Here is a 24,657-nt window from a genome sequence, read left to right as displayed (position 1 = left end):
GGTTCGGCCTTCCTTCGGGCGTGGTTCGGGCGTGGGTGCCGGCGGGTCCGGCCGGTTCGGGGACTGTCCGGGGATGTCCGGGGACGGTCCGGGACGGCTCAGGAGGCGACGAGGTAGGAGAAGACGCTCTCCAGCGACTCGTCGGCCGGGGAGACGGTGTAGAGCCGGATGCCGGCGTCCTTGGCGACCCGGGGGAGCAGGGTGGTGAAGCCCTGGAAGTCGACGGCCTGGATGCGCAGGGCGCGCTCCTGTCCGTCGAACTCGATGCCGGCGGTGGAGCCGTCCGCGATCAGTGCGGCGGCCAGCCGGCGGTCGTCGCTGGAGCGGACCAGGTAGCGGTGCGGGCGGCTGGTCATCAGCCGCCGGATCCTGCGGAAGTCGCCGGATGCCGCGTGCCGTCCGGCGACCACGACCTCGATGTGCCGGGCGAGCTGCTCGACCTCCTCCAGGATGTGCGAGGAGAAGAGCACCGTGCGGCCCTCGGCGCCGAAGCGGCGCAGCAGCTCCATCAGCTGGAGGCGCTGGCGCGGGTCCATGCCGTTGAACGGCTCGTCGAGCAGCAGCACGGCGGGGTCGTGGACGAGCGCGGAGGCCATCTTGACCCGCTGCTTCATGCCCTTGGAGTAGGTGCCGGTCTTCCGGTCCTGGGCGTACTCCATCTCGACCAGGCCGAGGGCGCGCCGGGCGGCGGCGGCCGGGTCGGCGAGGCCGTGCAGCTCCGCGTTGGCGAGGACGAACTCCCAACCCGTCAGGTAGTCGTACATCGACTCGCGCTCGGGGACGAGTCCGATCGCCCGGTACGCCTCCTGGTTGCGCCAGATCGGGACGCCGTCGAGGGAGACCTCGCCGGCGGACGGCGGCAGGAAGCCGCTCATCATGTGGATGAGGGTGGACTTGCCGGCGCCGTTGGGGCCGAGCAGGCCGGTGACGCCCGGCCCGATCTGCATGGAGACGTCGTTCACGGCGACGACGTTGCCGAACCAGCGGGAGACCCGGTCGATGGTGATGACGGCCATGGCGAGCTCTCAGATCTTCCGGTAGCGGCGGTCGGTGAACCAGTAGCAGGCTGCGGCGAGCAGCAGGATCTCGGCGCCGAAGAGCAGGGCGGCACCGGCACCGGGGGCGTGCACCACGCGCGAGTTGGCGACCAGGCCGAAGACCTGGTTGGTGAAGCCCTCGACGAGCCAGCTCGGCGAGAGCATCGCGGCCCAGTTGGCCTTCTCCGGGACCTCCGCCCACTCGCCGCCGGCCAGCACGTAGACGATCCGGGCGATCACGCTGCTGACCGCCATCACGCCCATGATCGACGCGACGCCGAAGCCGCGGCGCGGCGTGCTCGCCGCGATCAGCAGGCCGATCGCGGAGTAGACGACCGCGTAGAGCAGGGCGGTGACCAAGCCGTAGAGCAGGTGGACGGTGTGGTGGCCGAAGTCCATCCGGCCGAGCAGCGCGCCGAGGTAGAGCACCAGCAGCGGGCCGGCCATGACGATCATCATCGCGCTGGTCATCGCCGCGAACTTGGCCCGCACGTAGTCGGCGCGGGTGATCGGGCGGGAGAAGTACAGCGGGACGGTGTGGTGCCGCAGGTCGCGGGAGAGCAGCACCGGCGCCTGGGCCGCGAGGAAGATCCAGGTCAGCACGCCGATCCAGCCCAGGAGCCCGGTGTAGTCCAGGATCGGCTTCTCCATCTTCATGAAGATCTGGATGGCGGCCACGATCAGGGCGAGGAGCAGCGGCAGCGCCAGCACCACCATCGGCAGCACCTTGGAGCGGCCGGAGCGGCCGAGTCCGAAGGCGGCGCGCAGGCTCTGCTGGTACAGCGAACGGGTGGCGTAGCCGCGGCCCAGCCTGGGGCCCTCGTAACGGCGGTAGCCGATGTTGTGGATCACTCCGCCGTCGGCGGCGGTGCGGGCGTCAGGAGACGGATGCATCTGCGGGACCTCCTGTCCGCTCGGCGCGGTCGGCGGGCTGGGTGAAGATCTCGGCGACCCGGTGGCGGCGCTGCTCCAGGCGGACCAGGCCGAGACCGAGGTCGGCGACGGTGTCGCGGACGGTGTCGTAGGTGCTGTCGTCCTGGATCTCGACGAGCAGGATCCGGGAGCCGTCCATGGCGACGGAGAGCCCGGCCGCGGCGAGCCGCTCGCGGACGGCGGCGTCCGGGTCGGCGAGGGCGTCCTGCGGGTGGTCGGTCACCTCGACCGCGAGGACCTGGGTGGCCTCGGTGAAGGAGGCGGTGGAGGAGGACCGCAGGAGCCGGCCCCCGTCGATCACCACCAGGTGGTCGCAGGTGCGCTCCAGCTCGCCGAGCAGGTGCGTGGTGACCAGCACCGAGATGCCGAAGTCGGTGTGCACCCGGCGGATCAGGCCCAGCATCTCGTCGCGGCCGACCGGGTCGAGGCCGTTGGTCGGCTCGTCGAGCAGCACCAGCTGCGGGTCGTGGACGAGTGCCTGGGCGAGCTTGACCCGCTGCTTCATGCCCGTCGAGTAGCCGCCCATCGGGCGGTAGCGCTCCTCGTACAGGCCGACGTGGCGCAGGATGTCGGCGGTGCGCTCGCGGGCGGCCGCGGCGGGCAGGCCGGCCATCCGGGCCATGTGCACCACGAACTCGGTCGCGGAGACGTCCGGCGGCAGGCAGTCGTGCTCGGGCATGTAGCCGACCCGCTCGCGGATCGCGGCGCCCTCGGTGGCGATGTCGAGGCCGAGCACGCGGCCGGTGCCGGAGGTGGCCGGGGAGAGCCCGAGCAGGATCTTGATCAGGGTGGACTTGCCCGCCCCGTTGGCGCCCACCAGGCCGACCACCCCGGGCTGCACCTCTACGGTCAGCTGGTCGAGGGCGGTGACCCGGGGGAACCTCTTGGTGAGGCCGTCCGTTGCGATGACTGTGGACACGCCCCTCAACGTAGTGGTGCGGCGCCCCCACGGGAATGAGCTGGGATGACGAGCCCGGCGTGATCCTCCGGTATGACGGGGCGGCGACGTCCCCTAGGGGTCGCCGCCGCCCGTGACCTGCCCGGACGGGATCGTCGGCCAGGCATCAGCCCGGCATCAGCCTGGAATCACCGCAGCATCTGCGACTGCAGCAGGGTCACCTGCCGGTAGGCCTGCAGCGGCACCCCGGCCGGGTTGGTCATCACGATGCTCACGGCAACGTCGCCCTGGGCCAGGAAGGCCGCGCGGGCGGTGGGCTGCCCCTTCGCCTTCTCCTCGGACGCCCGCACGGACAGGGTGGCCACGCCGAGCGACGGGTCGACCTCGACGTCGGAGAAGCCGAGTTCGGGCACGCCCGCGGGCAGGGACGAGCCGAGCTCGGCCAGCATGCCGCTCGCCTCCCCGCGCGAGCCGAACCGGAACAGCCAGATGTCGGTGCGGGTGCCGTCGGCCGCCGTCCAGGTCCTGCGGGTGGCCGCCCGGCAGGCGAACTCGGTCATTCCCGCGTCCAGCCGGGCCTTCGCCGCGTTGCCCGCCGTGTAGTCGGCGCAGGCGACGAAGGACACGCCACCGGCGGCACCGGCAGACGGGGCACCGGCGGACGGCGCACTGCTCGCCGAGGTACCGGGGGACGGGGCACCGCTCGCCGGGGCACCGCTCGCCGGTGCTGCCGGTGCGGGCGCGCCGGCGGCGGGCCGCTCCGGCACCGCGCCCTCGGGCAGCGGCAGCAGCAGACCGCGCAGGTCCGCGAAGTGGCGGCCGTACGAGGCCGCGTCGTCCGGTGCGGGTTTGCCCGACGGAAGCGGAGGGAGCGTCAGCGGCGGGAAGGCGTACCGGCCGTCGTTGGGGGTGGCCAGGCCCGGGATGTCGGTGCGGTCCGGCGCGGCGACGGCGAGCGCCGCCCCGGTGCCGGACAGCAGCAGCACGAGGGCGGCCGCGCCCCAGCGGAGCAGGGTGGCCCGGCTGCGGGGGCGGTCGGCGCCCGCCGACTCCAGCAGTTCGGGAGCGCGGCCCCAGGCGTCGCCGGGCGCGGGCGTCCCGGCCACGGACGCCTCGACGGCGGTCATCTCCGTGGTGGGATTTTCCGTGGTGGGGGCTTCCGGGGCGGGTTCCGGGGCCGGCGGCACGGGGGCGGTGGTGTCGGTCATGCGGACGCTCCGGGGATGGCCAGCCGGTCGAGCTGCTGGGCGAAGAGGGGGACGATGCGGTCCTTCGGCAGCGGGGCGATGCCCTGCACGCTCAGCACCACCCGCAGGTCGCCGACCGCGGCCGAGCACTCCAGCTCGTCGATCTCCGCGCCCGGGGCCAGGTGCGGCAGGTAGCAGTGCGCCTCGGGGTGGCCCGGGATCTGCGGTCCGCCGCGGAACAGCCCGGAGTCCGAGCCGAGCGCCGCCACCCAGGCGTCGTGCGCCCGGACGGCGTCCTGGTGGTACTGCAGCAGCCAGACGGTCACCTGCAGGCTGCCGTCGTCGGACGCCAGGCCACGCACGCCGCCGCCCTTGAGGACGGACTGCTGCCAGGCCTTGCGGACGCCGTCCTGCAGCTTGGCGGGCAGGCCGCGGACCTCGTCCTCGACCCACGCCTTGCGCTGTTCCTCGGTCAGTTCGGTGTCGTTGCCGAACTGACCGGAGTCCGGGCCCAGGTGGAAGCCGGCCGGCACCGGGAGCAGCAGGTCCCGCATGGAACCGAAGTGGCTGCCGCCCTGCTTGGCGCCGAAGGACGGCGTGGCCGAGGCGGACGGCGCACCCGAGGGGGCCGCGGACGCGGACGCCGCGGGCCGCTCGTCCTGCTCGGTGTGGAGGATGCCGAGACCGATGCCGACGCCGAGCAGTGCCGCGGCCGCCACGGACGCGGTGGCCCGGACGGCGAACGGCACCCGCGCCCGCCCCGGCCCGGCGGATGCCGGCGGTGCGGTCGGTGCCGGCTGCACGGTCGGATCGGGCTGCACGGTCGGATCGGGCTGCTCGGGGGGTGCCGGCGGCAGCTCGGCGGCGGGCTCCGCTGCGAGCTCGTGGGCGGCCGGGTTCATGGTGGTGTCGCTCACTTCAGCCGCTCCCACTGACGGATCGCCAGGTTCTTGATCTCTTGGCCGTCGACGGGCTTCGGGGAGAACATCTCGATCCGCATGACGACGGATCCGCGGACGGCCGTCGCCTGGGCGGAGTAGTACTCCTCGGTGCTGTCGGCGTAGTGCTCCGGCTCCGCGGGGGCCTCGTAGTGGCCGTTGACGGTGCCCTCGATCGTCCCGCCGTTCTTCGGGACGACGATCGTGAACGCCGAGGCGGCCGATCCGATGTCGTCCGCGCCGAACTGGATGAGCTCGATCCGGTAGTGCACGTCGCCGCGGCGGTAGGCGAGCAGTGCGTCCCGCCGGAAGTGGTGCTGCATCAGGCGGCGGAACTCGCCGGCCGAATCGCCGACCATCATCGCCTTGTCGCCGGCGCTGAGCCAGCCCACGCCGGTGTCGCCGTAGCCGTAGTTGTCCCACTCCTCGGCGTCGGCAGGGCGCCCGATCAGCAGCTTCCGCAGGTCGCCGTCGATGGCGAGCGGCTTGGGTTCGGCGGCCGCGGCGGCGGCCGGGTCGAGCGGCTGCGCCGGGTAGTGCAGGGCCTCGACGGCGAGCGGCGGCAGCGGCGTCTCGGGCCTGGCGGCCTGGACGGCGTAGCCGATGCCGGCGCCGAGCACCGGCCCGAGCAGCACGGCGGCGAGCAGCAGCCGGGCGGTCCGCGGGGCCCGGCCGGGCACGACCGGGGCCGCGGCTTCGGTGTCGGTCTCGGTGCCGGTGTCGATGCCGGTCTCGGTGCCGGTGTCGGGGGACGCCGGGATGTCGGTGGTCACGGGGTGCTCCTGCTCGGAGGGGGAGGTCGCCGGATCCGTCTCCGGCCTGGGCTCAGCCACCGGTGGCCAGCCGTTCGCGCTGGCGCTTCATCGCGTCGACCAGCAGCGCCCTGTCGGGCGTGCCCTTCACGTACACGGTGATCTCGTACTGGACGTCACCGGAGAAGGAGACGCCGACCATCTTCCCCGTCCAGGCCTCCTGTTCGGGCTTGAGCATGATGCCCTTGGCGTTGTCGTCGCCCGCGATGTCGAAGGTGTCGCCGTGCTTGAAGCTCAGCCCGTCGGCGAACTCCTTGGCCATCTGCCGGCTCTTGAAGCGCAGCAGCCGGACGTACACCTCCTGGGTGCCGTCGGCGGTGCGGTAGCGGCGATCCGCGGCGTCGTCCTTGTAGCCGTACGAGCGGAGGATCTCCGGCATCTCCGACGCGTTGCCGAACTGCCCGGCGACGTCGTCGGTGCTCAGCGTGGTGCCGTCCGAGGCCCCGTAGGACTCGGCGCCGGCCGGCAGCGGCAGCAGGAAGTAGCGGATGTCGCCGCCGTGCGTGGAGCCGTCGACGGTGCCGTGCACGGTGCTCGCCGGGGAGGGCGTCGGCGAGGGCGTCGGCGAGGGCGAGGGCGCCGCCGGGGACGGCGCCGGGGACGGCGCCGCGGAGGGGGTGGCGGAGACCGTGGCCGCCGGGGCGGCGGACGGTGCCGCGACGGCCCGCGGCGGGTCGTCGGACCGTCCGACGGCCACGGTGGCGGTGGCACTGGCCGCCGTCACGGCGAGCAGGCCGACCGCGGCCAGCACCACCCGGGCCGCGCGCGGAAGCTGCCGCACCGTCACGGCGCGGGCCGGAACGGCCTGGCCGTCAGAACCCTCTGGGGCAGCGGCGGGTGCGGGCATCTCGGCGCCCGGTGAGGCCGGAGCTTCGGGCGCGGCCGGAGCTCCGGCGGGTTCGGGCGCGGGCGCGCTCTCGGGCACGGGCGCGTTTTCGGGCGCAGACAAGGGACTCCCCGTAAAAGGCAGGCGGATTGCCGCGCGCGGGCTCCGGACGGGCACCCCCGTTCGCCGCCGTCCGAGCCTCTGACCACGCGTGACACGGAATTATGAGAGCGCGGCGACCCGGCCGACAATCGAGTTCCCGGAGACATTCCGCGCGAGGTCCACCCATGTCCGACACGTCGTGATCGAACCGCAACGAGCGGCGGTTCTGCCGGTGTCAGTCCTCGCCGGGCTCCTGCTTCCCCGTCGGCCCGTCCGCCGGGGGCCCGTCCGCCGCGGGCCCGTCCGCCGCGGGCCCGTCCGCCGCAGGTCCGGCCGGGGCGGGTTCGGCCGGGCCGGGTCGTTCGGCGGCGGGGGCGCCGGGCTGGCCCGGAACGTACGCGGCCGGCCGGGCGGACAGGCCCGCCGCCTCGGCGAGGGCGACGTCCAGGCTCTCGCGCCGGATCCGGCGGTCGATGTACAGCAGGCCGTTGGTGAGCGGGGTCAGCGGGACGGTGAGTGCGGTGGCGAGCACGACGCCGATCACCGTGCAGAAGGCGAAGGTCACCAGTGCGGCCACGCTCGGCGGGGACGCCTGCGCGTACGGGTCTCCCGCCGCCGTGCTCCCCATCGAGGCGAACAGCACGAACATGCCGACCACCATGCACGGCACCGCGACGATCTGGGCGGCGAACGAACCGACCAGTCCGACGATGTACGGGATGCCCAGGCTGCGCCACCAGTTGCCCTCGTTCAGCCGCCAGGCGCGGCGGATCGCGGCGACCGGCCGGGCGTCCTCCAGAACCAGGACGGGCACCTCCAGGACCAGGCGCACCTGCACGTAGACCGCGCCCACCCAGCCCGGGAGGAAGAACAGCGCGCCCAGGACGATCCCCGCCTCGGAGCCGAACAGCAGCCCGGCGAGCACCGGGAGCACGAAGGAGACCACGAGGACGCCCGCGCAGATCAGGCCGGTGAGCAGCTGCGTCGCCAGCACCCGCCACAGCATCGGCCGTGCCTCGGCCCAGACCTCCCGGGTGGAGATCCTGCGGCCGATCACGGCGTACCGCACCACCACCGTGGCGGTCGCCGAGGAGACGGCGGAGAGCGCCGTCAGGACCACCAGGAGGAGCAGGAAGGCGCCGGCGACGGTCGCCGCCACGGCGACCGCGTCCGCCGTGGAGGGCAGCTCGTCGTTGTGGACGGCCTGCCACGGCCCGTCCAGTGCGACGGCGGCGACGGCGGCGAACGCGCCGAACGCCGCGACGGCGGCCAGGGCCGTCCACATCACCGGCACGAGCAGGGCGGCCGGGTAGCGCTGCACGGTCGTGAAGACGCCCGAGATGATCTCGCCGACGCCCAGCGGCCGGAGCGGCACCACCCCGGGCTTCGGCGCCTCCACGACGTACCCCCGGGGCACCCCGCCCGGAGCACCGGGCCCGTGGTGCGGCCCCCGCCAGTCCCCGCCACTGCTCATTGCCGGTCCCCTCCCTCGACCCGCCGCGGCCGCGGCGCGAGACCGAAGCGTAGAAGGCGCCGCCGACGCCCGCCGCCGGGGGGTCGGGGACGAAGGACCGGGAGCGGGCCGAGCCGTCACGTGCTGCGGTGGAGACCTCCCGGCGAGCCGGCTCCTCAGGTCACCGGGCGCTCAAGGTCGGGAGCCGTCCTGGCCCGTCCGCGACCGGGCGACCCAGAGCGCTCCCTGTCCGATCATCAGGACTCCTGCCAGCTGGGGCACGTGGCGTACGAATGGATCGTCCCCCAGCGGGAACCAGCCCAGCGCGGTGCCGACGATCAGCACGATTCCGAGGACGGCGAGTGCCCCACCGCGCATGAGCCGGAACGTGCCGTTCGGCGATCGACGGACGGACTCCTCGCGTCGACACCGTCAGGAAGATCATGATCACGCGGAGTCATGTCGTGATCCTGCCTTCTCCGATCGTCCGTCAATCTTTTTGATTCGAAGGCTTTGACGTCACGCGCCGGCCCGCCGATCGCACTTCGTCGACCGGGAGCCGAACCCGGCCGTCGAGAGGGACGACCGTGCCTCGTTCGCAGCGGTGGTCGAGCACCTTGCCCGCCGACCTCGCGGCCGCCGCCACGGCTGTCGCGCCGGGGGTCCCGTAGGGTCGAGGGCATGCGCTTGAGCACCGTGATCCTCCCCATCCACCGGTGGAGCGAGGGGCAGAAGATCTGGCGGCGTGCCGAGGACCTCGGCTTCCACGCCGCCTACACGTACGACCACCTGTCCTGGCGGTCGTTCCGGGACGAGCCGTGGTTCGGGTCGGTCCCGACGCTGACGGCCGCCGCGACGGCGACCGAGCGGATGCGGCTCGGGACGCTGGTGACCTCGCCGAACTTCCGCCACCCGGTGACGCTGGCGAAGGAGCTCATCACGCTGGACGACGTGTCCGGCGGCCGGATGACGCTGGGCATCGGGGCCGGCGGGATCGGGTTCGACGCGACGGCGCTCGGGCAGGAGGCGTGGTCGCCGAAGGAGCGGGCGGACCGGTTCGGCGAGTTCCTGCCGCTGCTGGACGAGCTGCTGCGCGAGGACTCGACGACCAGCGCGGGCACGTACTACTCGGCCGTCGAGGCCCGGAACATCCCCGGCTGCGTGCAGACGCCGCGGCTGCCGTTCTACGTGGCGGCGACCGGCCCGCGCGGGCTGCGGCTCGCGGCCGAGTACGGCCAGGGCTGGGTGACGTACGGGGACCCGAAGGGTCCGGCGGACGTTCCGGTGGAGCAGGCGCCCGCGGTGATCGCCGCGCAGCTGGCGAAGCTGACGGCGGCGTGCGAGGCCCGCAGCCGCGACGTGGCCGAGCTGGAGAAGGTGCTGCTCCAGGGCTCGACGGCGGAGAAGCCGCTGCAGTCGCTGGGCGCCTTCGTGGACTGGGCCGGCACCTACCGCGAGATCGGCATCACCGAGCTGGTGATCCACTGGCCCGTCCCCGACTCGATCTTCGAGAACGACCTCGCCGTGTTCGAGGAGATCGCCACCGAGGGCCTGGCCCAGCTGGGGTGAACCGCGGCGCGCCGGGGCGCACGCGCCGTCGCGCGAAGTGCGCCCCGACCGCCTGCGACGATCGCAAACCGTTACCCACCGGGGCGATCTGATGATGATTTAGTTGTCCTCCGTGACACATCCATTCATACGAAGGACAACCGCTGTCTGCGGGCTCGCTTCCGTCCTCCTGCTCTCCGCGTGCAGCGGGTCCGGTTCGAGCGGCGCCGCTGCCCCCTCGTCCACGACCGCGACCGCCGCACCGTCCGCCGCCGCGCCGTCCGCCACGGGGGCGGCCGGCTCGAGTGCGCCCGCGGTGCGGGAGGCCCCCGACGCCCCGGCGCTCGCCGCCTCGGTGGCGCTGAAGCCGCAGGAGTGGGCGGCCGGGTTCGTACCCGGCGATCCCTACGAGGTGGCCGCCCTGGCCGAGCGGATGGTCGACACCTCCTGCGCGTACGTGCCGAACTCCCAGGGCACCGGCCTGATCGGGGCGATGGCGCGGACGGTGCGCCGGTCGGCGGCCGGCGCGAACGCCGCGGTGCTCGGCCGTTCGGCGGCCGAGGTGTACGTGCGGGCCGAGGACGCGCACGAGGCGGTGTCCGCGCTGCGCACCGACGCCCGCCGGTGCCAGGAGGTGACCGACGACCAGTACGGCCGGAAGTACCGGGCCACCCGCGAGGTCGCCCCGCCGCGGACCACCGCCGCCGACGAGGTCTACGCCGAGGAGGGGCAGACCTCCGCGCTGAGCGGCGGCGCGGCCGAGTTCCCGTTCGTCCACGTCGCGGCCCGCCGCGGGGCGACGGTCGTCGAGGTGTTCGTGGCGGTGGAGCAGGCGCAGGGCGTGGCCGCCGCCCGCGAGCAGTCCCGCACGGTGCTGGCCGCCCTGCTGGGCAAGCTGCCTCCGCAGTAGTCCGCGGCGGCGCGGGCCGGCCCGCCGTGGAGTGTCCGCACCGGCCGCCGATACGGGGAGGGGGTATCGTCGGCCGGGACGGGACACCACGGCGGAGGGGGGCGCAGTGCACGGCAGGACGACCGGTGCCAGGACCGCCGTGCTCTGTGCCCTGCTGCTCGGCCTCTTCCTGATGCACGGCAGCCCCGCCTCGGCGGCCGACGGCTGCCACACCGACCGCCGTACGGGCGTGCCGGCCGTCGCCGCGCACCCCCACGGGTCGGCCGTCCGGGCTGCCGGGGGACCGGCCGTCCGGGCGCCGCAGCCGTACGGCACCGGCGGCCACTGCGTCTCCACCCAGGCGCGGGGCGGCGCACCGCTGCCCGCGCCGGGTCCGGCCCCGCTGTGCGGGGACGGTGCGGCGGCCGGACCGGACGGCCCGGGTGCCGCACCCACGGCCGGGGAGAGCGGACGGGCGCCCCCGGACGGCGGGCGCGGGCTGCTGCTGAAGGTGTGCGTGGCGCGCAGGTGAAGGCGCCACCCGGGTCCCGGCGGGGATCCGGGCGCTGCCGTCCGCCCTCACCGGGCCCCGACGGGGCCCGCACACCTCGGAGCACACCTGTGACCATGAAGAACCGCCGAACCCGCGTGCTCGCGGCCGCCCTGCTCGCCCTCGCCCTGACCGGCTGCGGCTCCGCCGCGAGCGGCGACGGCATGTCCGGCATGGACCACGGCTCGGGCGGCCACGCCCACGCCACGGCCTCCGGCGCGGCCGGAACCGGAGACACCACCGGCCACGACATGCCCGGACACGACGCGGGCGGCCACGAAGCGGCCGCCGGCGACGGACTCGCCGCCGAACAGGGCGGCTACCGGCTGGACCTGGCCGCGGCCGAACTGCCCGGCGGCTCCCCCGCCGAACTGCGGTTCACCGTGGCCGGCCCGGACGGCGCCCGGCTGACCGCCTTCCAGCCCGAGCAGACCAAGCCGATGCACTTCTACGCGATCCGCTCGGACCTCACCGGCTTCCAGCACCTCCACCCCGCGATGGCCGCCGACGGCACCTGGACGGCGCCGCTCGCCGGGCTGCGGCCGGGCAGCTGGCGGGTGTACGCCTCGTTCGTGCCGGACGCCGGCCCGGGCAAGGGCGCGGGCCTCGTGCTCAGCCGCCCGGTGACCGTGCCGGGCACCGCCGCCGACACCCCGCTGCCCGCCGCCGCGGCCACCACCACCGTCGACGGCTACACGCTGACCGTGGCGGGCACGCCCACCGCGGGCACCGCCACCGAGCTGAAGGTCACCGTCAGCAAGGACGGCCGGCCCGTCACCGACCTGCAGCCCTACCTCGACACCTTCGCCCACCTGACCGCCTTCCACGCCGGCGACCAGGCCTTCGCCCACCTGCACCCGCAGGCGGCCCGGGGCGCGGCGGGCGGCCCCGAGCTGACATTCCACGCCGAACTGCCGAAGCCGGGCGACTGGCGGCTGCACCTGCAGTTCCAGACCGGCGGCACGCTGCACACCGCCGCGCTGACCCTGCGCGCCGCCTGACCGCCCGTCCCGGGAGGGCCCGCCCCGGCCCTCCCGGGACCGCCCCCTCCCGGGGCCGCCGCCCGGTACGCGAAGATGGACCGGTGACCCCCACCACCCCTCGCCCCCGCCTGATCGCCACCGACCTGGACGGCACCCTGCTGTGCAGCGGCGGCACCGTCTCCGACCGGACGGCGGCGGCCCTCGCCGCGGCCGAGCGGGCCGGCCTGCAGGTGGTCTTCGTGACCGGCCGCCCGCCGCGCTGGATGGCCCAGCTCAGCGGACACATCGGCGGCCACGGGGTGGCCATCTGCTCCAACGGCGGCGCGGTCGTCGACGTCCGGCGGGGCGAGCTGCTGGAGACCTTCCCGCTCGGCACCGAGGAGGCCCTGGCGGTGGTCCGCGCGCTGCGCGAGCGGCTGCCCGGCACCGCGTTCGCCTTCGAGTTCCCCGGCGGGTTCGCGCGGGAGCCCGAGTACACCCTGGTGATGTGGGAGTCCGACAAGGAGCACCCGGTCGCGGACGCCGAGAAGCTGATCGCCGACGGCCGGGTGGACGGCCTGTTCAAGCTGCTCGCCAAGCACCCCGACCTCGACCCGGACACCTTCCTCGTCCGCGCCCGCGAGGCCGCCGGGCACCTCGCCGAGATCACCCGGTCCAGCCCGGTCAGCCTGCTGGAGATCAGCGCCGCGGGCGTCACCAAGGCCAGCACCCTGGCCCGCTGGTGCGGCGAGCAGGGCATCGACCGCTCCGAGGTGGTCGCCTTCGGCGACATGCCGAACGACCTGGAGATGCTCGCCTGGGCCGGCGCCTCGTACGCCGTCGCCAACGCCCACCCGGACGTGCTCGCCGCGGTGGCCCAGCACACCGTCAGCAACGAGGACGACGGCGTGGCGGCCGTCATCGAGACGCTCTTCTGAGAAGCGGGCGGCGCTGCCGGGGAGGTCAGAGCCTGGCCGACCAGCGGACCCGGGTGCCGCGGCCGCGCGGGCCGGGCTCGTGCCAGGCGTCGCCGCCCAGCGCCTCCGCGCGCCGGGCGAGGTTGCGCAGCCCGCTGCGGCGGCCGCCCTCCGGGATGCCGACGCCGTCGTCGGTGACCGTCAGCAGCACGCCGGGCCGCCCGCTCTCCAGCACCTCGGGATCGCCGGTGAGCGGCCGCCCCTCGGCGTCCAGGTGCACCGTCGCGTCGACCTCGACCGCCACCCGGGACGCGCGGGCGTGCCGGGCCGTGTTGGACAGCATCTCCCGCAGCGCGGCCAGCAGCTGACGGCCCGTACCCGCCCCCACCAGGCTCTCCACCGGCCCGGTGAACCCGACCGACGGCTTGAACCCGAGCGCCGCCGCGGCCTGGCTGGCCTCCCGCAGCACCCGGGTGCGCAGGGTGTCCGGCTCGTTCCCGGTGTCGTGCTGCAGGGCATAGATCGTGGTGCGGACCTCCTGGATCGTCGCGTCCAGCTCGTCCACCGCCTTGCCGATGCCCTCCCGCACCTCCGGGACGACCGCCCGGCGGGCCGCCCCCTCCAGCATCATCCCGGTGGCGAACAGCCGCTGGATCACCAGGTCGTGCAGGTCACGGGCGATCCGGTCGCGGTCCTGGAACACCGCCAGCCGCTGCTGGTCCCGCTGGCCCTCGGCGAGCCGCAGCGCCAGCGCCGCCTGCGAAGCGAAGGTCTGCGCGAGCTGCTTCTCCCCGTCGGTGAACGGCGCCGCCCCCCGCGTCCGCCACACCACCAGCCCGCCGAGCACCCGGCCCGCCGACACCATCGGCACCGCCAACGCAGGACCGAACCGGCGGGCCAACCGGATCACCACGTCCGGATCCGTGGACATGTCCTCGAAGTAGACGCTCTCCCCCGCCAGCAGCCGCCCGGCGAAACCGCCCTGCGGCATCAGCTCCCCCCGGACGAACTCGGCGGCCTCGCCCGAGGCGTGCGCCACCCGCAGCCGGCCGTCCGAGGTCGGCAGCAGGATCATCCCCAGCGCGCCGTCCGCCAGGTCCCGGACCTGCTCGGCGGCGACCGTCAGCGCGACCTCGGCCTCGTCCGTGGAGAGCAGCGCCGTCGTCACCGCCGCCGCACCCGCGATCCACCGCTCCCGGCGGCGCCCCGCCTCGTACAACCGGGCGTTCTCGATCGCCACCCCGGCGGCCGTCGCCAGCGCCTGGACCACCTGCTCGTCCTCCGGGGTGAAACCGCCGCCGCCCTGCTTCTCGGTCAGGTACAGATTGCCGAACACCTCACCGCGGACCCGGATCGGCACCCCCAGGAACGAGGTCATCTGCGGGTGGTGCGGCGGGAAGCCCGACGACCGCGGATCCTTCCGCAGATCGGCCAGGCGCAGCGACTCCGGGCGGTCGATCAGCGCGCCCAGGATGCCGCGGCCGGCCGGGAGCTCGCCGATCCGCGCCGCCGTCGCGTCGTCGATGCCGACGTGGATGAAGTCGGAGAGGCCGCCCTGCGGGGAGACCACGCCGAGGGCGGCGTACTCGGCGTCGACCAGCTCGGCGGCGCCGGCGGCGATCCGCTGCAGCGTCACGTGCAGGTCCAGGCCCGCGCCGACCGAGACCACGGCCTCCAGCAGCCGCTGCATCCGGTCGGTGACCGCGGCGGCCGACTGCAGGCGCTCGGACACCTCGCTGACCAGGGTGTCCAGGCCCAGCGAGGAGATCTCCGAGATCCGACCCCGGCTCCGGTCCCGGTCCCGGTCCCGGTCCCGGCCGGCAGGCGACTCCATGCAGCCGAGCGTATGCCGCACCCGACTGGCCCGCAGGACACCCCGGAGGACACCCCCGGAGGGCACCCCAGGGGCGCAGGTACCTGCGGAGGGCACCACCTAGGGCGCGGGGAACTGCGCACGTCGGATGCGGGCCACCGTGCGAACCGAGGCCAGGCCCGGTTCAGTCGGTGCGCCACCCCCGGCCTGCGCAGTTCCCCGCGCCCCTGTCTTGGCTGCCCCCGACCCGCAGGTGTGCCCGGCCCCGGACTGCGCAGTTCCCCGCGCCCCTGATGTGGCTATCGCCGTCCCGCGGGGGTGAGTTCGTGGTGGGCGAGGGTGGCGAGGTGGGAGCCGGGGCGGGTGATGAGGTCGGACCAGCGGCCGCGTTCGGCGATGCGGCCGTGGTCGAGGACGATCACCTCGTCGACGGTGGTGTCGTCGAGGCCGGCGAGGCGGTGGGTGATGAGGAGGGTGGTGCGGCCGACGGTGGCGGCGAGGAGGTCCGCGGTGAGGGCGTCGGCGGTGGGCAGGTCGAGGTGTTCGGCGGGCTCGTCGAGGATCAGTACGGGGAAGTCGGCGAGCAGGGCGCGGGCGAGGGCGAGCCGCTGGCGCTGGCCGCCGGAGAGCCGGGCGCCGTGTTCGCCGACCATGGTGTCGAGTCCGTCGGGGAGGGTGTCGACCCAGGGCAGCAGGCGGGCGGCGGCGAGCGCCCCGCGGAGGGCGTCCTCGTCGGCGTCCGGCCGGGCGAGCCGCAGGTTCTCCCGCAGGGAGCTGTCGAAGACGTGGGCGTCCTGCGCGCAGAGGCCGATCACCCGGCGGACGTCCTCGCCGGTGAGGGTGCGGGTGTCGGCGGCGTCGGGCCCGAGGGTGATGCTGCCGGCGGTCTGGTCGAGGAAGCGCAGCAGGACGTGGGCGAGGGTGGTCTTGCCGGAGCCGGAGGGGCCGACGACGGCGATCCGGCGGCCGGGGGTGAGGTCGAGGTCGATGTCGTGGAGGGCGTCGGTGTGCTGTCCGGGCCAGCGGGCGGTGAGGCCGCGGACGGCGACCGGCAGGGGGGCGGTGGGCAGCGGGCTGGGTTCGGCGGGTTCGGTGACGGGTTCGGGGGCGGTGAGGACCTCGTCGAGGCGGGCGCGGGCGGTGCGGCTGCGCTCGCGGAAGCGGACGGCGGTGGGCATCCCGGCGACGGCCTCGAACGCGGCGAGCGGGGTGAGGACGACGACGGCGAGGCAGACCCCGGGCAGGGCACCGGTGCTGACGCCGTGCACGCCGACGGCGGCGGCGAGGACGACGGTGAGTCCGGTGACGAGGGTGGTGAGTCCGGCGCCGAGGGCGGTGCCGGCGGCGGAGCGGGCGGCGAGGCCGGTGAGCCGGTCGTCGGCGTCGCGGGCGGCGGCGAGGCGGCGGGGGAGGGCGCCGGCGACGGTGAGTTCGGCGGTGCCGGTGAGGGTGTCGAGGACGGCGGTGGTGAGGGCGCCTCGGGCGGCGGCCTGGCGGCGTTCGGCGCGGCCGGAGATCCGGGCGGCGAGGGCGGGGACGGCGGCGCCGGCCAGCAGCAGGCCGAGGGCGAGGACGGCTCCGGCGGCGGGCAGCAGCAGGCCGAGGGCGGCGGCGGAGCCGGCCGAGACGAGCGCGGCGACGGCGGCGGGCAGCCGCCAGCGCAGGTGGTGGTCCTGGACGGCGTCGACGTCGGCGACGAGCCGGGCGAGCAGGTCGCCGCGGCGGTAGGCGGGCAGCCCGGCGGGGGCGAGCCGTTCGAGGCGGCGGTAGACGGCGACCCGGACGCCGGCCAGCGCCTTGAGGACGGCGTCGTGGGAGACCAGCCGTTCGGCGTAGCGGAAGACGGACCGACCGATGCCGAAGGCGCGGACGGAGGTGACGGCGACCATCAGGTAGAGCACCGGCGGCATCTCGGAGGCGCGGGAGATCAGCCAGCCGGAGGTGCCGAGGAGGGCGACCGCGCAGCCGAGGGCGAGGGTGCCGAGCAGGACGGCGCCGGCGAGCCGGGGCCGGGTCGGCGGGTGGGGCGCGGGTCCGTCCTCGGTGGCGGGCCGGACCTGCACGGGTCGGACGGCAGCGGGCTCGGCGGGCAGCGGTTCCGCCGGGGCGTCGGCGGCGGGGCCGGGCAGGTGGTGGACGCGGTCGGCGGCGGCCAGCAGGGCGGGCCGGTGGGCGACCAGCAGGACGGTGCGGGTGCCGTGCAGGGCGCGGACGGCGTCGACGACGGCGGCCTCGGTGGCGTTGTCGAGGTGGGCGGTGGGCTCGTCGAGGACCAGCAGCGGCCGGTCGGTGAGCAGGGCACGGGCGAGCGCGAGGCGCTGCCGCTGGCCGGCGGAGAGGCCGGCGCCGCCTTCGCCGAGCAGGGTGTCGGGGTCGGCGAAGTCGAGGGCGTGGGCGGCGGCGAGCGCGGCGGCGACCTCGCCGTCGGTGGCCCCGGGGCGGGCGAGCCGGACGTTCTCGGCGACGGTCCCGGCGAAGAGGTGGGGGTGCTGGGGCACCCAGGCGATCTGGCGGCGCCACTCCTCGGGGTCGAGGTCGGCGAGGTCGTGGCCGCCGACCCGGACGGTGCCCGCGTCGGGCCGGACAAAGCCGAGCAGTGCGGCGATCAGGGTGGACTTGCCGGCGCCGCTGGGCCCGGTGAGGGCGGTGGTGGTGCCGGGTTCGAGGGTGAGGGTGGCGCCGTCCAGGGCGGGGGTGCTGCGGCCGGGGCGCAGCACGGTGACCGCGTCGAGTTCGACCGGGGTGTCGGCGAGCGGCGGGACGGGGCGGGTGCCGGCGGCGGGCAGCGGGGTCTCCAGCAGGTCGAAGACCTGTCCGGCGGCGCTGAGTCCTTCGGCGCTGGCGTGGTAGAGCGCGCCGACCTGGCGGATCGGCAGGTGGACCTCGGGGGCGAGGACGAGGACGAGCAGCCCGGTCTCCAGGTCGAGGGTGCCGTCGACCAGCCGGAAGCCGACGGAGACGGCGACCAGGGCGACGGAGAGGGTGGAGAGGAGTTCCAGGGCGAAGGAGGAGACGAAGGCGATCCGCAGGGTGCGCAGGGTGGCGCGGCGGTGCTCGTCGGTGATCCGGGCGATGGTCCGGGCCTGGGCCCTGGCCCGGTCGAAGACCTTGAGGGTGGGCAGGCCGGCGACCACGTCGAGGAAGTGGTGGGAGAGCCGGGCGAGCTGCTGCCACTGGCGGTCGGTACGGGCCTGGGTGGCGAGGCCGATCAGCACCATGAAGAGCGGGATGAGCGGCAGGGTGACGGCGATGATCGCGGCGGAGACCCAGTCGGCGCCGAGGATCCGGGCGAGGACGACGGCGGGGACGACGACGGCGAGGGCCAGCTGCGGGAGGTAGCGGGCGAAGTAGTCGTCGAGGGCGTCGATCCCGCGGGTGGCGAGGGCGGCGAGTTCGCCGGTGCGGCGGCCGTCGAGGGCGTCGGGGCCGAGTGCGGTGGCGTGGTCGAGCAGCCGGCCGCGCAGGGTGGACTTGACCCGGGCGACCGAGCGGTGGGCGGTGAGTTCGGTGAGCCAGGCGACGGCGGCCCGCCCGGCCGCGGTGGCGGCCAGGGCGAGCAGCGGTCCGGTGAGGTCGTACCGGTGCTGTTGGAAGGCGCGGACGACGATCTCGGCGATCAGGCCGGCCTGGACGACGACCAGGACGGCCCCGGCTCCGCCGAGCAGGACGGAGCCGGCGAGGAAGGCGCGGGTGGCGGCGGCGTACCGCAGCAGCCGGGGGTCGACGGGCTTCATCAGTGGTGCACTGCCGCGGGGATGTGCTGGACGCCGATCCGCCGGCGGAACACCCAGTACGTCCAGCCCTGGTAGAGCAGCACGATCGGGGTGAAGACCAGGGCGACGACGGTCATCACCTTGAGGGTGTAGGCCGAGGAGGCGGCGTTCTCGACGGTGAGGCTCCAGGCGGGGTTCAGGGTGGAGGGCATCACGTCGGGGAAGAGCGAGAGGAAGAGCATCGCGGTGGCGGCGGCCACGGTGGCGCCGGAGAGGGCGAACGCCCAGCCCTCGCGGCCGACCTGGTTGGCCGCCAGGGCGCCGAGCAGGGCGAGCACGGCGACGACGAGGGCGGCGAGGCTCCAGCCGTCGCCGGAGTCGACCTGGGTCCAGATCAGGAAGGCGGCGGCGAGGACGGCGGTGGCGAGCCCGAGCCGCAGGGCCTGGGCCCGGGCCCGCTCGCGGATCTCTCCGACGGTCTTGAGCGCGGTGAACACGGCGCCGTGGAAGGTGAAGAGCACCAGGGTGGTGAGCCCGCCGAGGATCGCGTACGGGTTCAGCAGGTCCCAGAAGGTTCCGGTGTAGTTCTTCTGCGCGTCGATGTCGACGCCGTGGACGATGTTGGCGAAGGCGACGCCCCAGAGGAAGGCGGGGATCAGGGAGGTCCAGAAGATGGCCAGCTCCCAGTTGCGCTGCCAGTTCTCCTCGGTGCGCTTGGCCCGGTACTCGAAGGCGACGCCGCGGACGATCAGGCAGACCAGGATGACCAGCAGCGGGATGTAGAAGCCGCTGAACAGGGTGGCGTACCAGTCGGGGAAGGCCGCGAAGGTGGCGCCGCCGGCGGTCAGCAGCCAGACCTCGTTGCCGTCCCAGACCGGGCCGATGGTGTTGATCAGGACGCGCCGCTCGGCGGTGTTCCGGGCGAGGGTGCGGGTGAGGATGCCGACGCCGAAGTCGAACCCTTCGAGGAAGAAGTAGCCCGTCCACAGGACGGCGATGAGGATGAACCAGAGGTCGTGGAGGTGCATGCCGTTTCCGTCCTCAGTAGGCGAAGGCGAGGGGCTTGTCGGCGTCGTCGCCGTCGGACGGGCCGCGCAGCACCGGGTCCTTCGCGGGCGGCCGCTCCGAGGTGTCGGGGCCGGGCTTGGCGTACTTGACGAGGAGTCGGACCTCGACGACGGCGAGGATCGCGTAGAGCGCTGTGAGGGTGATCAGCGAGCCGGTCTGCAGGCCGACGCCGACGCTGGGGGAGGAGGCGTTGGCGGTCTTCATCAGGCCGAAGACGACCCAGGGCTGGCGGCCCATCTCGGTGAAGATCCAGCCGAAGCTGTTGGCGATCAGCGGGAAGCCCATGGTGAAGATGCCGATCCGCCAGCTCCACCTGGTGAAGTAGGTGTTCATCTCAGCGTTCTTGGTGAGCATCAGGCGGGGCGGTTCCTCCTCGCCGGTGCGGTACTCCTCGGCGAGCCAGAACCTGCGGCGGGTGGTCCACAGGCCGATCAGCGCGGCGACGAAGGACGTCATGCCGAAGCCGATCATCAGGCGGAAGCCCCAGTAGGTGACGAAGATGTTCGGGATGTAGTCCTGGGGCTGCCCGCCGTACTTCGCGGCCTCCGCGGCGGCGGTGTCGTTGATGCCGGGGACGGAGCTGGAGAAGTCGCTGTGGGCGAGGAAGGACAGTATTCCGGGGATCTCCAGCTCGACCGAGTTGTGGCCGCGCGAGACGTCGCCGACCGCGAAGATCGAGAACGGGGCGGGCGACTGGGTGTCCCAGAGGGCCTCGGCGGCGGCCATCTTCATCGGCTGCTGCTCGAACATGACCTTGGCCAGGGTGTCGCCGCTGACGGCGGTGCCGAGGCCGGCCACCACGGCCATGGCCAGGCCCACCCGGAGCGAGGTTCGCATCGCGGCGGTCTTCCGGCCGTCGGTCTCCTTGCCGCGCTTGGCCCGCCACAGGTGGTACGAGGCGATGCCGACCACGAAGGCGGCGCCGGTGAGGAAGGCGGCGGTGAGGGTGTGGAAGGCCTGGACGAGGGTGGTGTTCTGGAAGAGCACCCGGGCGATGTCGGTGAGCTGCGCCTTGTGGGTGGCCGGGTCGACCCTGTAGCCGACCGGGTGCTGCATCCAGGAGTTGGCGGCCAGGATGAAGTACGCGGACAGCACCGTCCCGAGCGCGACCATCCAGATGCAGGCGCAGTGGATCTTCTTCGGCAGGCGGTCCCAGCCGAAGATCCACAGGCCGATGAAGGTGGACTCGAAGAAGAAGGCGATCAGCGCCTCCATCGCGAGCGGGGCGCCGAACACGTCGCCGACGAAGCGCGAGTAGTCGGACCAGTTCATGCCGAACTGGAACTCCTGCACGATGCCGGTGACCACGCCCATCGCGATGTTGATCAGGAAGAGCTTGCCCCAGAACTTGGTGGCGTGGAAGTACTTCTCCTTGCCGGTCCGGACCCAGGCGGTCTCCAGGCCGGCCACGGTCGCGGCCAGGCTGATCGTCAGCGGGACGAACAGGAAGTGGTAGACGGTGGTGATGCCGAACTGCCATCTGGCGACCGTCTCGTGCGCGACTGCCAGGTCCACAGCGCTCTCCTCAAATCCGCCATCATCCGGACAAACGGGTGTCTAGCACGCATCCACGCCGAAGCATCCCAAGCTTGTCCGCTTGTGAAAGTGAACACGTTCACAAGCGCAGTATGCACCACTCCTACATCGGCAGATGAGGCGGGGGTGTGGTTGTGCGTCCATCGGATGATCCGACGGAACGCGACGCGGTCACAACCGGCGGCCAGGCGGGTCGGTTCGACGACCTGGCACTTGACAGGAGGCTCCGGCGTCCGGCGCGCTCAGAGCTGGCGGGGCAGCAGCACCCGGAACGCGGCGCCGTCGCCCGGCGCGGTGTCCAGGCTCAGGGTGCCGCCGTGCGCACTCACCAGGGCCGAGGCGATGGCCAGGCCGAGGCCCGCTCCCCCGCCCTCCCGGCGGCTGCGCGAGGCGTCCACCCGGTAGAACCGCTCGAAGACCAGTGAGGCCTGGTCGTCCGTCATGCCCGGTCCCCGGTCCGCGACCTCCAGCAGGCAGCGGCCGTCCACCGACCCGACGCCGATCCGCACCGCGGTGCCCGGCGGGGTGTGCTTCACCGCGTTGCCGACCAGGTTGGTGACCACCTGGCGCAGCCGCGCCTCGTCGCCCATGACCGGTGCGGCCTGCGGCGCCCCCGCACCCGCCGGGCCGGTGAGCGAGACGGGCCGGCCCGGGTCCAGGGCCGTCAGGTCGTGCAGGGCGTCCGCGGCGAGGGTGCGCAGGTCCATCGGCGCGAGGTCGAGCGGCCGCTCCTCGTCGAGCCGGGCCAGCATCAGCAGGTCCTCGACCAGGCCGCCCATCCGGACGGCCTCCGCCTCGATCCGGTCCATCGCCCGGTCGGTGTCCGGCAGCGCACCCATCCGGTGCAGTTCGGCGAAGCCGCGGATGCCCGCCAGCGGGGTGCGCAGCTCGTGCGAGGCGTCGGCGACGAAGCGGCGCATCCGCGCCTCGGACTCGGCCCGGGCCGCGAACGCCGCCTCGATCTGCGCCAGCATGCCGTTCAGGGCGGCGGACAGCCGGCCGACCTCGGTGCCGGGCGCGAGCTCGGGCATCCGGTGCGACAGCTCGCCGGAGGCGATCCGGGCGGCGCCCTCCTCGATCCGGCGCAGCGGGCCCAGCCCGGCCCGGACGGCGAACAGGCCGAGCACGGCGATCAGCAGCAGCACCACGCCGCCGATCGCCAGGAAGGCGGTGCGCAGCCGGTTGACGGTGCTGCGGACGTCGTCCAGGGAGACCGCCACCAGCACGTAGGCGGGCAGTTGGGTGCCCTGCCCGGTCGCGGCGGCGCCGGAGCTGCTGCCCGGCATGCCGACCGAGGCGCCCGGGTCGACCGGCAGCACCAGGACGCGCCACTCCCCCGCGTCGTGCTCGGCCGGAACGTCGAAGGCGGTGCGCTTGCGGGCCTCCAGGGTGCCGCCGGTGAGCCCGCCGAGGTACGGGGCGCCGTCGGAGTCGGTGACCGGCTGGCGCAGCACCATCTCCACCGCGCCGTCCCGGCCCAGGTACTGGACGACGTACTGGCTGGGCAGGAACTGGTTGATCCGCCGGCCTGCACCGCCCCCGCCGCCCGCCCCGCTGCCGTCGGCCTGGCCGGCACCCGCACCGCCGGCCCGCTGACCGCCGCCCTGACCGGTGCCGTTCTGACCGCCCTGACCGGTGCCGCCCTGACCGTTCTGACCGCCCTGACCCGCGCCCTGGCCACCCGCCTGGCCACCGGACGGCATCCGGCCGGGCACCCGGCGGGAGAGCGGTTCGCCGAAGCGCTGCAGCTGCTGGTCGGTGCGCTCGACCAGCTGCGACTCGACGGTGGCGATGACCAGGGTGTCGCTGACCACCAGGCCGGTGGTGACGAGCAGCAGGGCCAGCACGAGCAGCCGGACGCGCAGGGAGAGTCGGGCGAGCAACGGTCAGGCCTGCGGCGGGCGGCGCAGCGCGTAGCCGATGCCGCGGACGGTGTGGATCAGCTTGGGCCCGTGCACGGACGCGCCGGAGTCGAGCTTGCGCCGCAGGTAGGAGATGTAGGACTCGACGATGGAGAGGTCGCCGCCGAAGTCGTAGGCCCACACGTGGTCGAGGATCTGCGCCTTGGACACCACCCGGCCGACGTTGGCCATCAGGTAGTGCAGCAGCTTGAACTCGGTGGGGGAGAGCGAGACCGGGCGGCCCGCCCGGGTCACCTCGTGCGCGACCGGGTCGAGGGTGAGGTCGGCCACGATCAGCCGGCCGTCCTCGGCGGGGCCGCCGGCCCGGCGGAGGATCGCCCGGATCCGGGCTATCAGCTCCTCCAGGCTGAACGGCTTGGTGACGTAGTCGTCCGCGCCGAGGGCCAGGCCCTGGACCTTGTCGCCGGTGGCGTCCCGGGCGGTGAGCAGCAGCACCGGCACGTGCTCGCCCGCGGCGGGCCACCGGGTCTGGTCGCGCAGCCGCTCGACGACGGTGAAGCCGTCGAGGTCGGGGAGCATCACGTCGAGGACGACGAGGTCGGGCCGTTCGGCGGCGACGGCGGGGCCGAGGCCACCCGGAAGCCGGAGAACCGCAGGCTGGCGGAGAGCAGTTCGCGGATGTTCGGTTCGTCGTCGACGACCAGTAGGAACGCCTCACCGGGAGCGGCCGCCCCGCCTGCGGTCTGTACTGTCCCTGACACGTGCGCTACGCCTCCCGGTCCTCACGAAATCTTCTCATCGGACGATAGCCCGGGAAGGCTATGCGGGGTTGATGAAAGTTGGATGATGCCGCCCCCGCCATCGTAAGCGCTCCGCCCGGCTACCCGGCGGTCACCGCCGAAGCCGCCGCGGCCGCCGCGCCGCGGGCCCGGGCGCGCTTGGCGTAGAGCACCGTCCACAGCACCAGGAGGCCGGTGACGCCGTAGGAGAGCACCGAGTTCACCGCGACCATCGCGCCGGTGGACAGCACGTAGGTGAGTCCGACCCGCAGGAGCGCCTCGGCGACGTAGCCGAGCCCCCAGCCGAGGGTCAGGTTGCGCTGTACCCGACGGAAGCCCTCGAACTGCCACAGGCCGTTCCACCGGGCCAGGCCCTCGGCGCTGCCGTCGGTGCCGAACTTGCGGCCGAAGTAGAACATCAGCGGCCGGGGCGCGGCCAGCGAGGCCAGGCAGACCACCCCGAACAGCCCGGTCACCAGCGAGTCCTTGACCAGCAGGAGCCGGGCACTGTTCGGGCCGGCCACGGTGACCAGCACGGTGATCGCCAGGAACACCAGGGTGATCGCGGCGAACTCGTCGACCCGCCGGTGCCAGGCGAGGTAGACGATCACGTCGACCACCGGCCACAGACCGGAGAGCAGCAGGGCGGTGACCTCGCTGTGGCCGTGGTCGACCAGGTTGTTGTAGGTGAGCAGCGGCGCCACCACGTTCAGGCCGATGGTCAGCACCCAGCCCAGCGCGGTCGCGCCGCCGCCACCGCGGGCAGGCTTGTTCTCCGACACGGTTTCCCCCGATTTCTCTGTACATGTCGAGCCCGGACAGCCTAGTGAGGCC

Annotated in this window: 20 protein-coding genes and 1 pseudogene; 5 read left to right on the top strand and 16 right to left on the bottom strand. The window is 74.1% G+C overall.

From position 1 onward, the window contains the following. Nucleotides 1-98: 98 nt before the first annotated feature. The 9 genes from ABD353_RS16565 to ABD353_RS16525 all read right to left on the bottom strand — a co-directional run bounded on the left by ABD353_RS16565 (nucleotide 99) and on the right by ABD353_RS16525 (nucleotide 8,564). Nucleotides 99-1,016: an ABC transporter ATP-binding protein gene (locus ABD353_RS16565; protein WP_344624368.1), complete on the bottom strand. Its 918-nt coding sequence runs from the start codon at nucleotides 1,014-1,016 to the stop codon at nucleotides 99-101. 9 nt (nucleotides 1,017-1,025) lie between these two features. Further along, entirely contained in the window at nucleotides 1,026-1,931 is a 906-nt protein-coding gene (locus ABD353_RS16560) for an ABC transporter permease (RefSeq protein ID WP_344624367.1), read from the bottom strand. After that, nucleotides 1,915-2,889: an ABC transporter ATP-binding protein gene (locus ABD353_RS16555; protein ID WP_344624366.1), complete on the bottom strand. Its 975-nt coding sequence runs from the start codon at nucleotides 2,887-2,889 to the stop codon at nucleotides 1,915-1,917. Before ABD353_RS16555 ends, ABD353_RS16560 begins: the two co-directional genes overlap by 17 nt. Before the next feature lie 167 nt (nucleotides 2,890-3,056). Continuing rightward, entirely contained in the window at nucleotides 3,057-4,076 is a 1,020-nt protein-coding gene (locus tag ABD353_RS16550) for a hypothetical protein (RefSeq protein WP_344624365.1), read from the bottom strand. Then, on the bottom strand, nucleotides 4,073-4,972 hold the full coding sequence (locus ABD353_RS16545; protein WP_344624364.1) for a hypothetical protein: 900 nt from the start codon (nucleotides 4,970-4,972) through the stop codon (nucleotides 4,073-4,075). The genes ABD353_RS16550 and ABD353_RS16545 overlap by 4 nt, the downstream gene beginning before the upstream one ends. Further along, nucleotides 4,969-5,766: a hypothetical protein gene (locus tag ABD353_RS16540; RefSeq protein WP_344624363.1), complete on the bottom strand. Its 798-nt coding sequence runs from the start codon at nucleotides 5,764-5,766 to the stop codon at nucleotides 4,969-4,971. The genes ABD353_RS16545 and ABD353_RS16540 overlap by 4 nt, the downstream gene beginning before the upstream one ends. Nucleotides 5,767-5,818: 52 nt before the next feature. Continuing rightward, on the bottom strand, nucleotides 5,819-6,592 hold the full coding sequence (locus tag ABD353_RS16535) for a hypothetical protein (RefSeq protein WP_344624362.1): 774 nt from the start codon (nucleotides 6,590-6,592) through the stop codon (nucleotides 5,819-5,821). Nucleotides 6,593-6,968: 376 nt separating this feature from the next. Then, complete coding sequence (locus ABD353_RS16530; protein ID WP_344624361.1) at nucleotides 6,969-8,132, bottom strand: DUF7544 domain-containing protein; 1,164 nt, start codon at nucleotides 8,130-8,132, stop codon at nucleotides 6,969-6,971. Nucleotides 8,133-8,378: 246 nt separating this feature from the next. After that, complete coding sequence (locus tag ABD353_RS16525) at nucleotides 8,379-8,564, bottom strand: hypothetical protein (protein WP_344624360.1); 186 nt, start codon at nucleotides 8,562-8,564, stop codon at nucleotides 8,379-8,381. 303 nt (nucleotides 8,565-8,867) lie between these two features. Here ABD353_RS16525 and ABD353_RS16520 point away from each other — a divergent pair, with 303 nt between their 5' ends. The 5 genes from ABD353_RS16520 (at nucleotide 8,868) to ABD353_RS16500 (ending at nucleotide 13,073) form a co-directional block, all read left to right on the top strand. Further along, nucleotides 8,868-9,755 (top strand): LLM class flavin-dependent oxidoreductase, encoded by an 888-nt coding sequence (locus ABD353_RS16520; RefSeq protein WP_344624359.1) that lies wholly within the window; start codon nucleotides 8,868-8,870, stop codon nucleotides 9,753-9,755. 295 nt (nucleotides 9,756-10,050) lie between these two features. Continuing rightward, nucleotides 10,051-10,644, top strand: coding sequence for a hypothetical protein (locus ABD353_RS16515; RefSeq protein WP_344624358.1), 594 nt, complete (start codon nucleotides 10,051-10,053; stop codon nucleotides 10,642-10,644). Between the two features lie 106 nt (nucleotides 10,645-10,750). Beyond that, the gene (locus tag ABD353_RS16510) at nucleotides 10,751-11,155 is read left to right on the top strand and encodes a hypothetical protein (RefSeq protein WP_344624357.1); all 405 of its coding nucleotides are present in this window, start codon (nucleotides 10,751-10,753) and stop codon (nucleotides 11,153-11,155) included. 95 nt (nucleotides 11,156-11,250) lie between these two features. After that, a complete protein-coding gene (locus ABD353_RS16505) occupies nucleotides 11,251-12,174 on the top strand; it encodes a hypothetical protein (protein ID WP_344624356.1) in 924 nt (307 codons plus the stop codon). 83 nt (nucleotides 12,175-12,257) lie between these two features. Further along, complete coding sequence (locus ABD353_RS16500; RefSeq protein ID WP_344624355.1) at nucleotides 12,258-13,073, top strand: HAD family hydrolase; 816 nt, start codon at nucleotides 12,258-12,260, stop codon at nucleotides 13,071-13,073. Between the two features lie 25 nt (nucleotides 13,074-13,098). Here ABD353_RS16500 and ABD353_RS16495 read toward each other — a convergent pair whose 3' ends face one another. The 7 genes and pseudogenes from ABD353_RS16495 to ABD353_RS16465 form a co-directional block, all read right to left on the bottom strand. Next, nucleotides 13,099-14,886: a sensor histidine kinase gene (locus ABD353_RS16495; RefSeq protein WP_344624354.1), complete on the bottom strand. Its 1,788-nt coding sequence runs from the start codon at nucleotides 14,884-14,886 to the stop codon at nucleotides 13,099-13,101. Between the two features lie 278 nt (nucleotides 14,887-15,164). Continuing rightward, nucleotides 15,165-18,599: a thiol reductant ABC exporter subunit CydD gene (gene cydD, locus ABD353_RS16490; RefSeq protein WP_344624353.1), complete on the bottom strand. Its 3,435-nt coding sequence runs from the start codon at nucleotides 18,597-18,599 to the stop codon at nucleotides 15,165-15,167. After that, the gene (cydB, locus tag ABD353_RS16485; RefSeq protein WP_344624352.1) at nucleotides 18,599-19,606 is read right to left on the bottom strand and encodes a cytochrome d ubiquinol oxidase subunit II; all 1,008 of its coding nucleotides are present in this window, start codon (nucleotides 19,604-19,606) and stop codon (nucleotides 18,599-18,601) included. Before cydB ends, cydD begins: the two co-directional genes overlap by 1 nt. 13 nt (nucleotides 19,607-19,619) lie before the next feature. Beyond that, nucleotides 19,620-21,161, bottom strand: a complete 1,542-nt coding sequence (locus ABD353_RS16480; protein WP_344624351.1) for a cytochrome ubiquinol oxidase subunit I — start codon at nucleotides 21,159-21,161, stop codon at nucleotides 19,620-19,622. 263 nt (nucleotides 21,162-21,424) lie between these two features. Continuing rightward, complete coding sequence (locus ABD353_RS16475) at nucleotides 21,425-22,570, bottom strand: sensor histidine kinase (protein ID WP_425555174.1); 1,146 nt, start codon at nucleotides 22,568-22,570, stop codon at nucleotides 21,425-21,427. Between the two features lie 498 nt (nucleotides 22,571-23,068). Further along, a pseudogene (locus ABD353_RS16470) lies at nucleotides 23,069-23,805 on the bottom strand (response regulator transcription factor). A 119-nt stretch (nucleotides 23,806-23,924) separates the two neighbouring features. Then, nucleotides 23,925-24,605 carry a VC0807 family protein gene (locus ABD353_RS16465; RefSeq protein ID WP_344624349.1) on the bottom strand — a complete coding sequence of 227 codons (681 nt, stop codon included), beginning with the start codon at nucleotides 24,603-24,605 and terminating at the stop codon, nucleotides 23,925-23,927. Nucleotides 24,606-24,657 lie beyond the last annotated feature (52 nt).

The organism is Kitasatospora arboriphila (genome assembly GCF_039528095.1).
GTDB lineage: Bacteria > Actinomycetota > Actinomycetes > Streptomycetales > Streptomycetaceae > Kitasatospora > Kitasatospora arboriphila.
This window is presented reverse-complemented; position numbering and strand designations above follow the sequence as displayed.

Bases quoted from the DNA above. Each gene is read 5' to 3' on its own strand.
- ABD353_RS16565 (WP_344624368.1), bottom strand. From the start codon at position 1,016: ATGGCCGTCATCACCATCGACCGGGTCTCCCGCTGGTTCGGCAACGTC.
- ABD353_RS16505 (WP_344624356.1), top strand. From the start codon at position 11,251: ATGAAGAACCGCCGAACCCGCGTGCTCGCGGCCGCCCTGCTCGCCCTC.
- cydB (WP_344624352.1), bottom strand. From the start codon at position 19,606: ATGCACCTCCACGACCTCTGGTTCATCCTCATCGCCGTCCTGTGGACG.
- ABD353_RS16520 (WP_344624359.1), top strand. From the start codon at position 8,868: ATGCGCTTGAGCACCGTGATCCTCCCCATCCACCGGTGGAGCGAGGGG.
- ABD353_RS16495 (WP_344624354.1), bottom strand. From the start codon at position 14,886: ATGGAGTCGCCTGCCGGCCGGGACCGGGACCGGGACCGGGACCGGAGC.
- ABD353_RS16550 (WP_344624365.1), bottom strand. From the start codon at position 4,076: ATGACCGACACCACCGCCCCCGTGCCGCCGGCCCCGGAACCCGCCCCG.
- cydD (WP_344624353.1), bottom strand. From the start codon at position 18,599: ATGAAGCCCGTCGACCCCCGGCTGCTGCGGTACGCCGCCGCCACCCGC.
- ABD353_RS16525 (WP_344624360.1), bottom strand. From the start codon at position 8,564: ATGCGCGGTGGGGCACTCGCCGTCCTCGGAATCGTGCTGATCGTCGGC.
- ABD353_RS16560 (WP_344624367.1), bottom strand. From the start codon at position 1,931: ATGCATCCGTCTCCTGACGCCCGCACCGCCGCCGACGGCGGAGTGATC.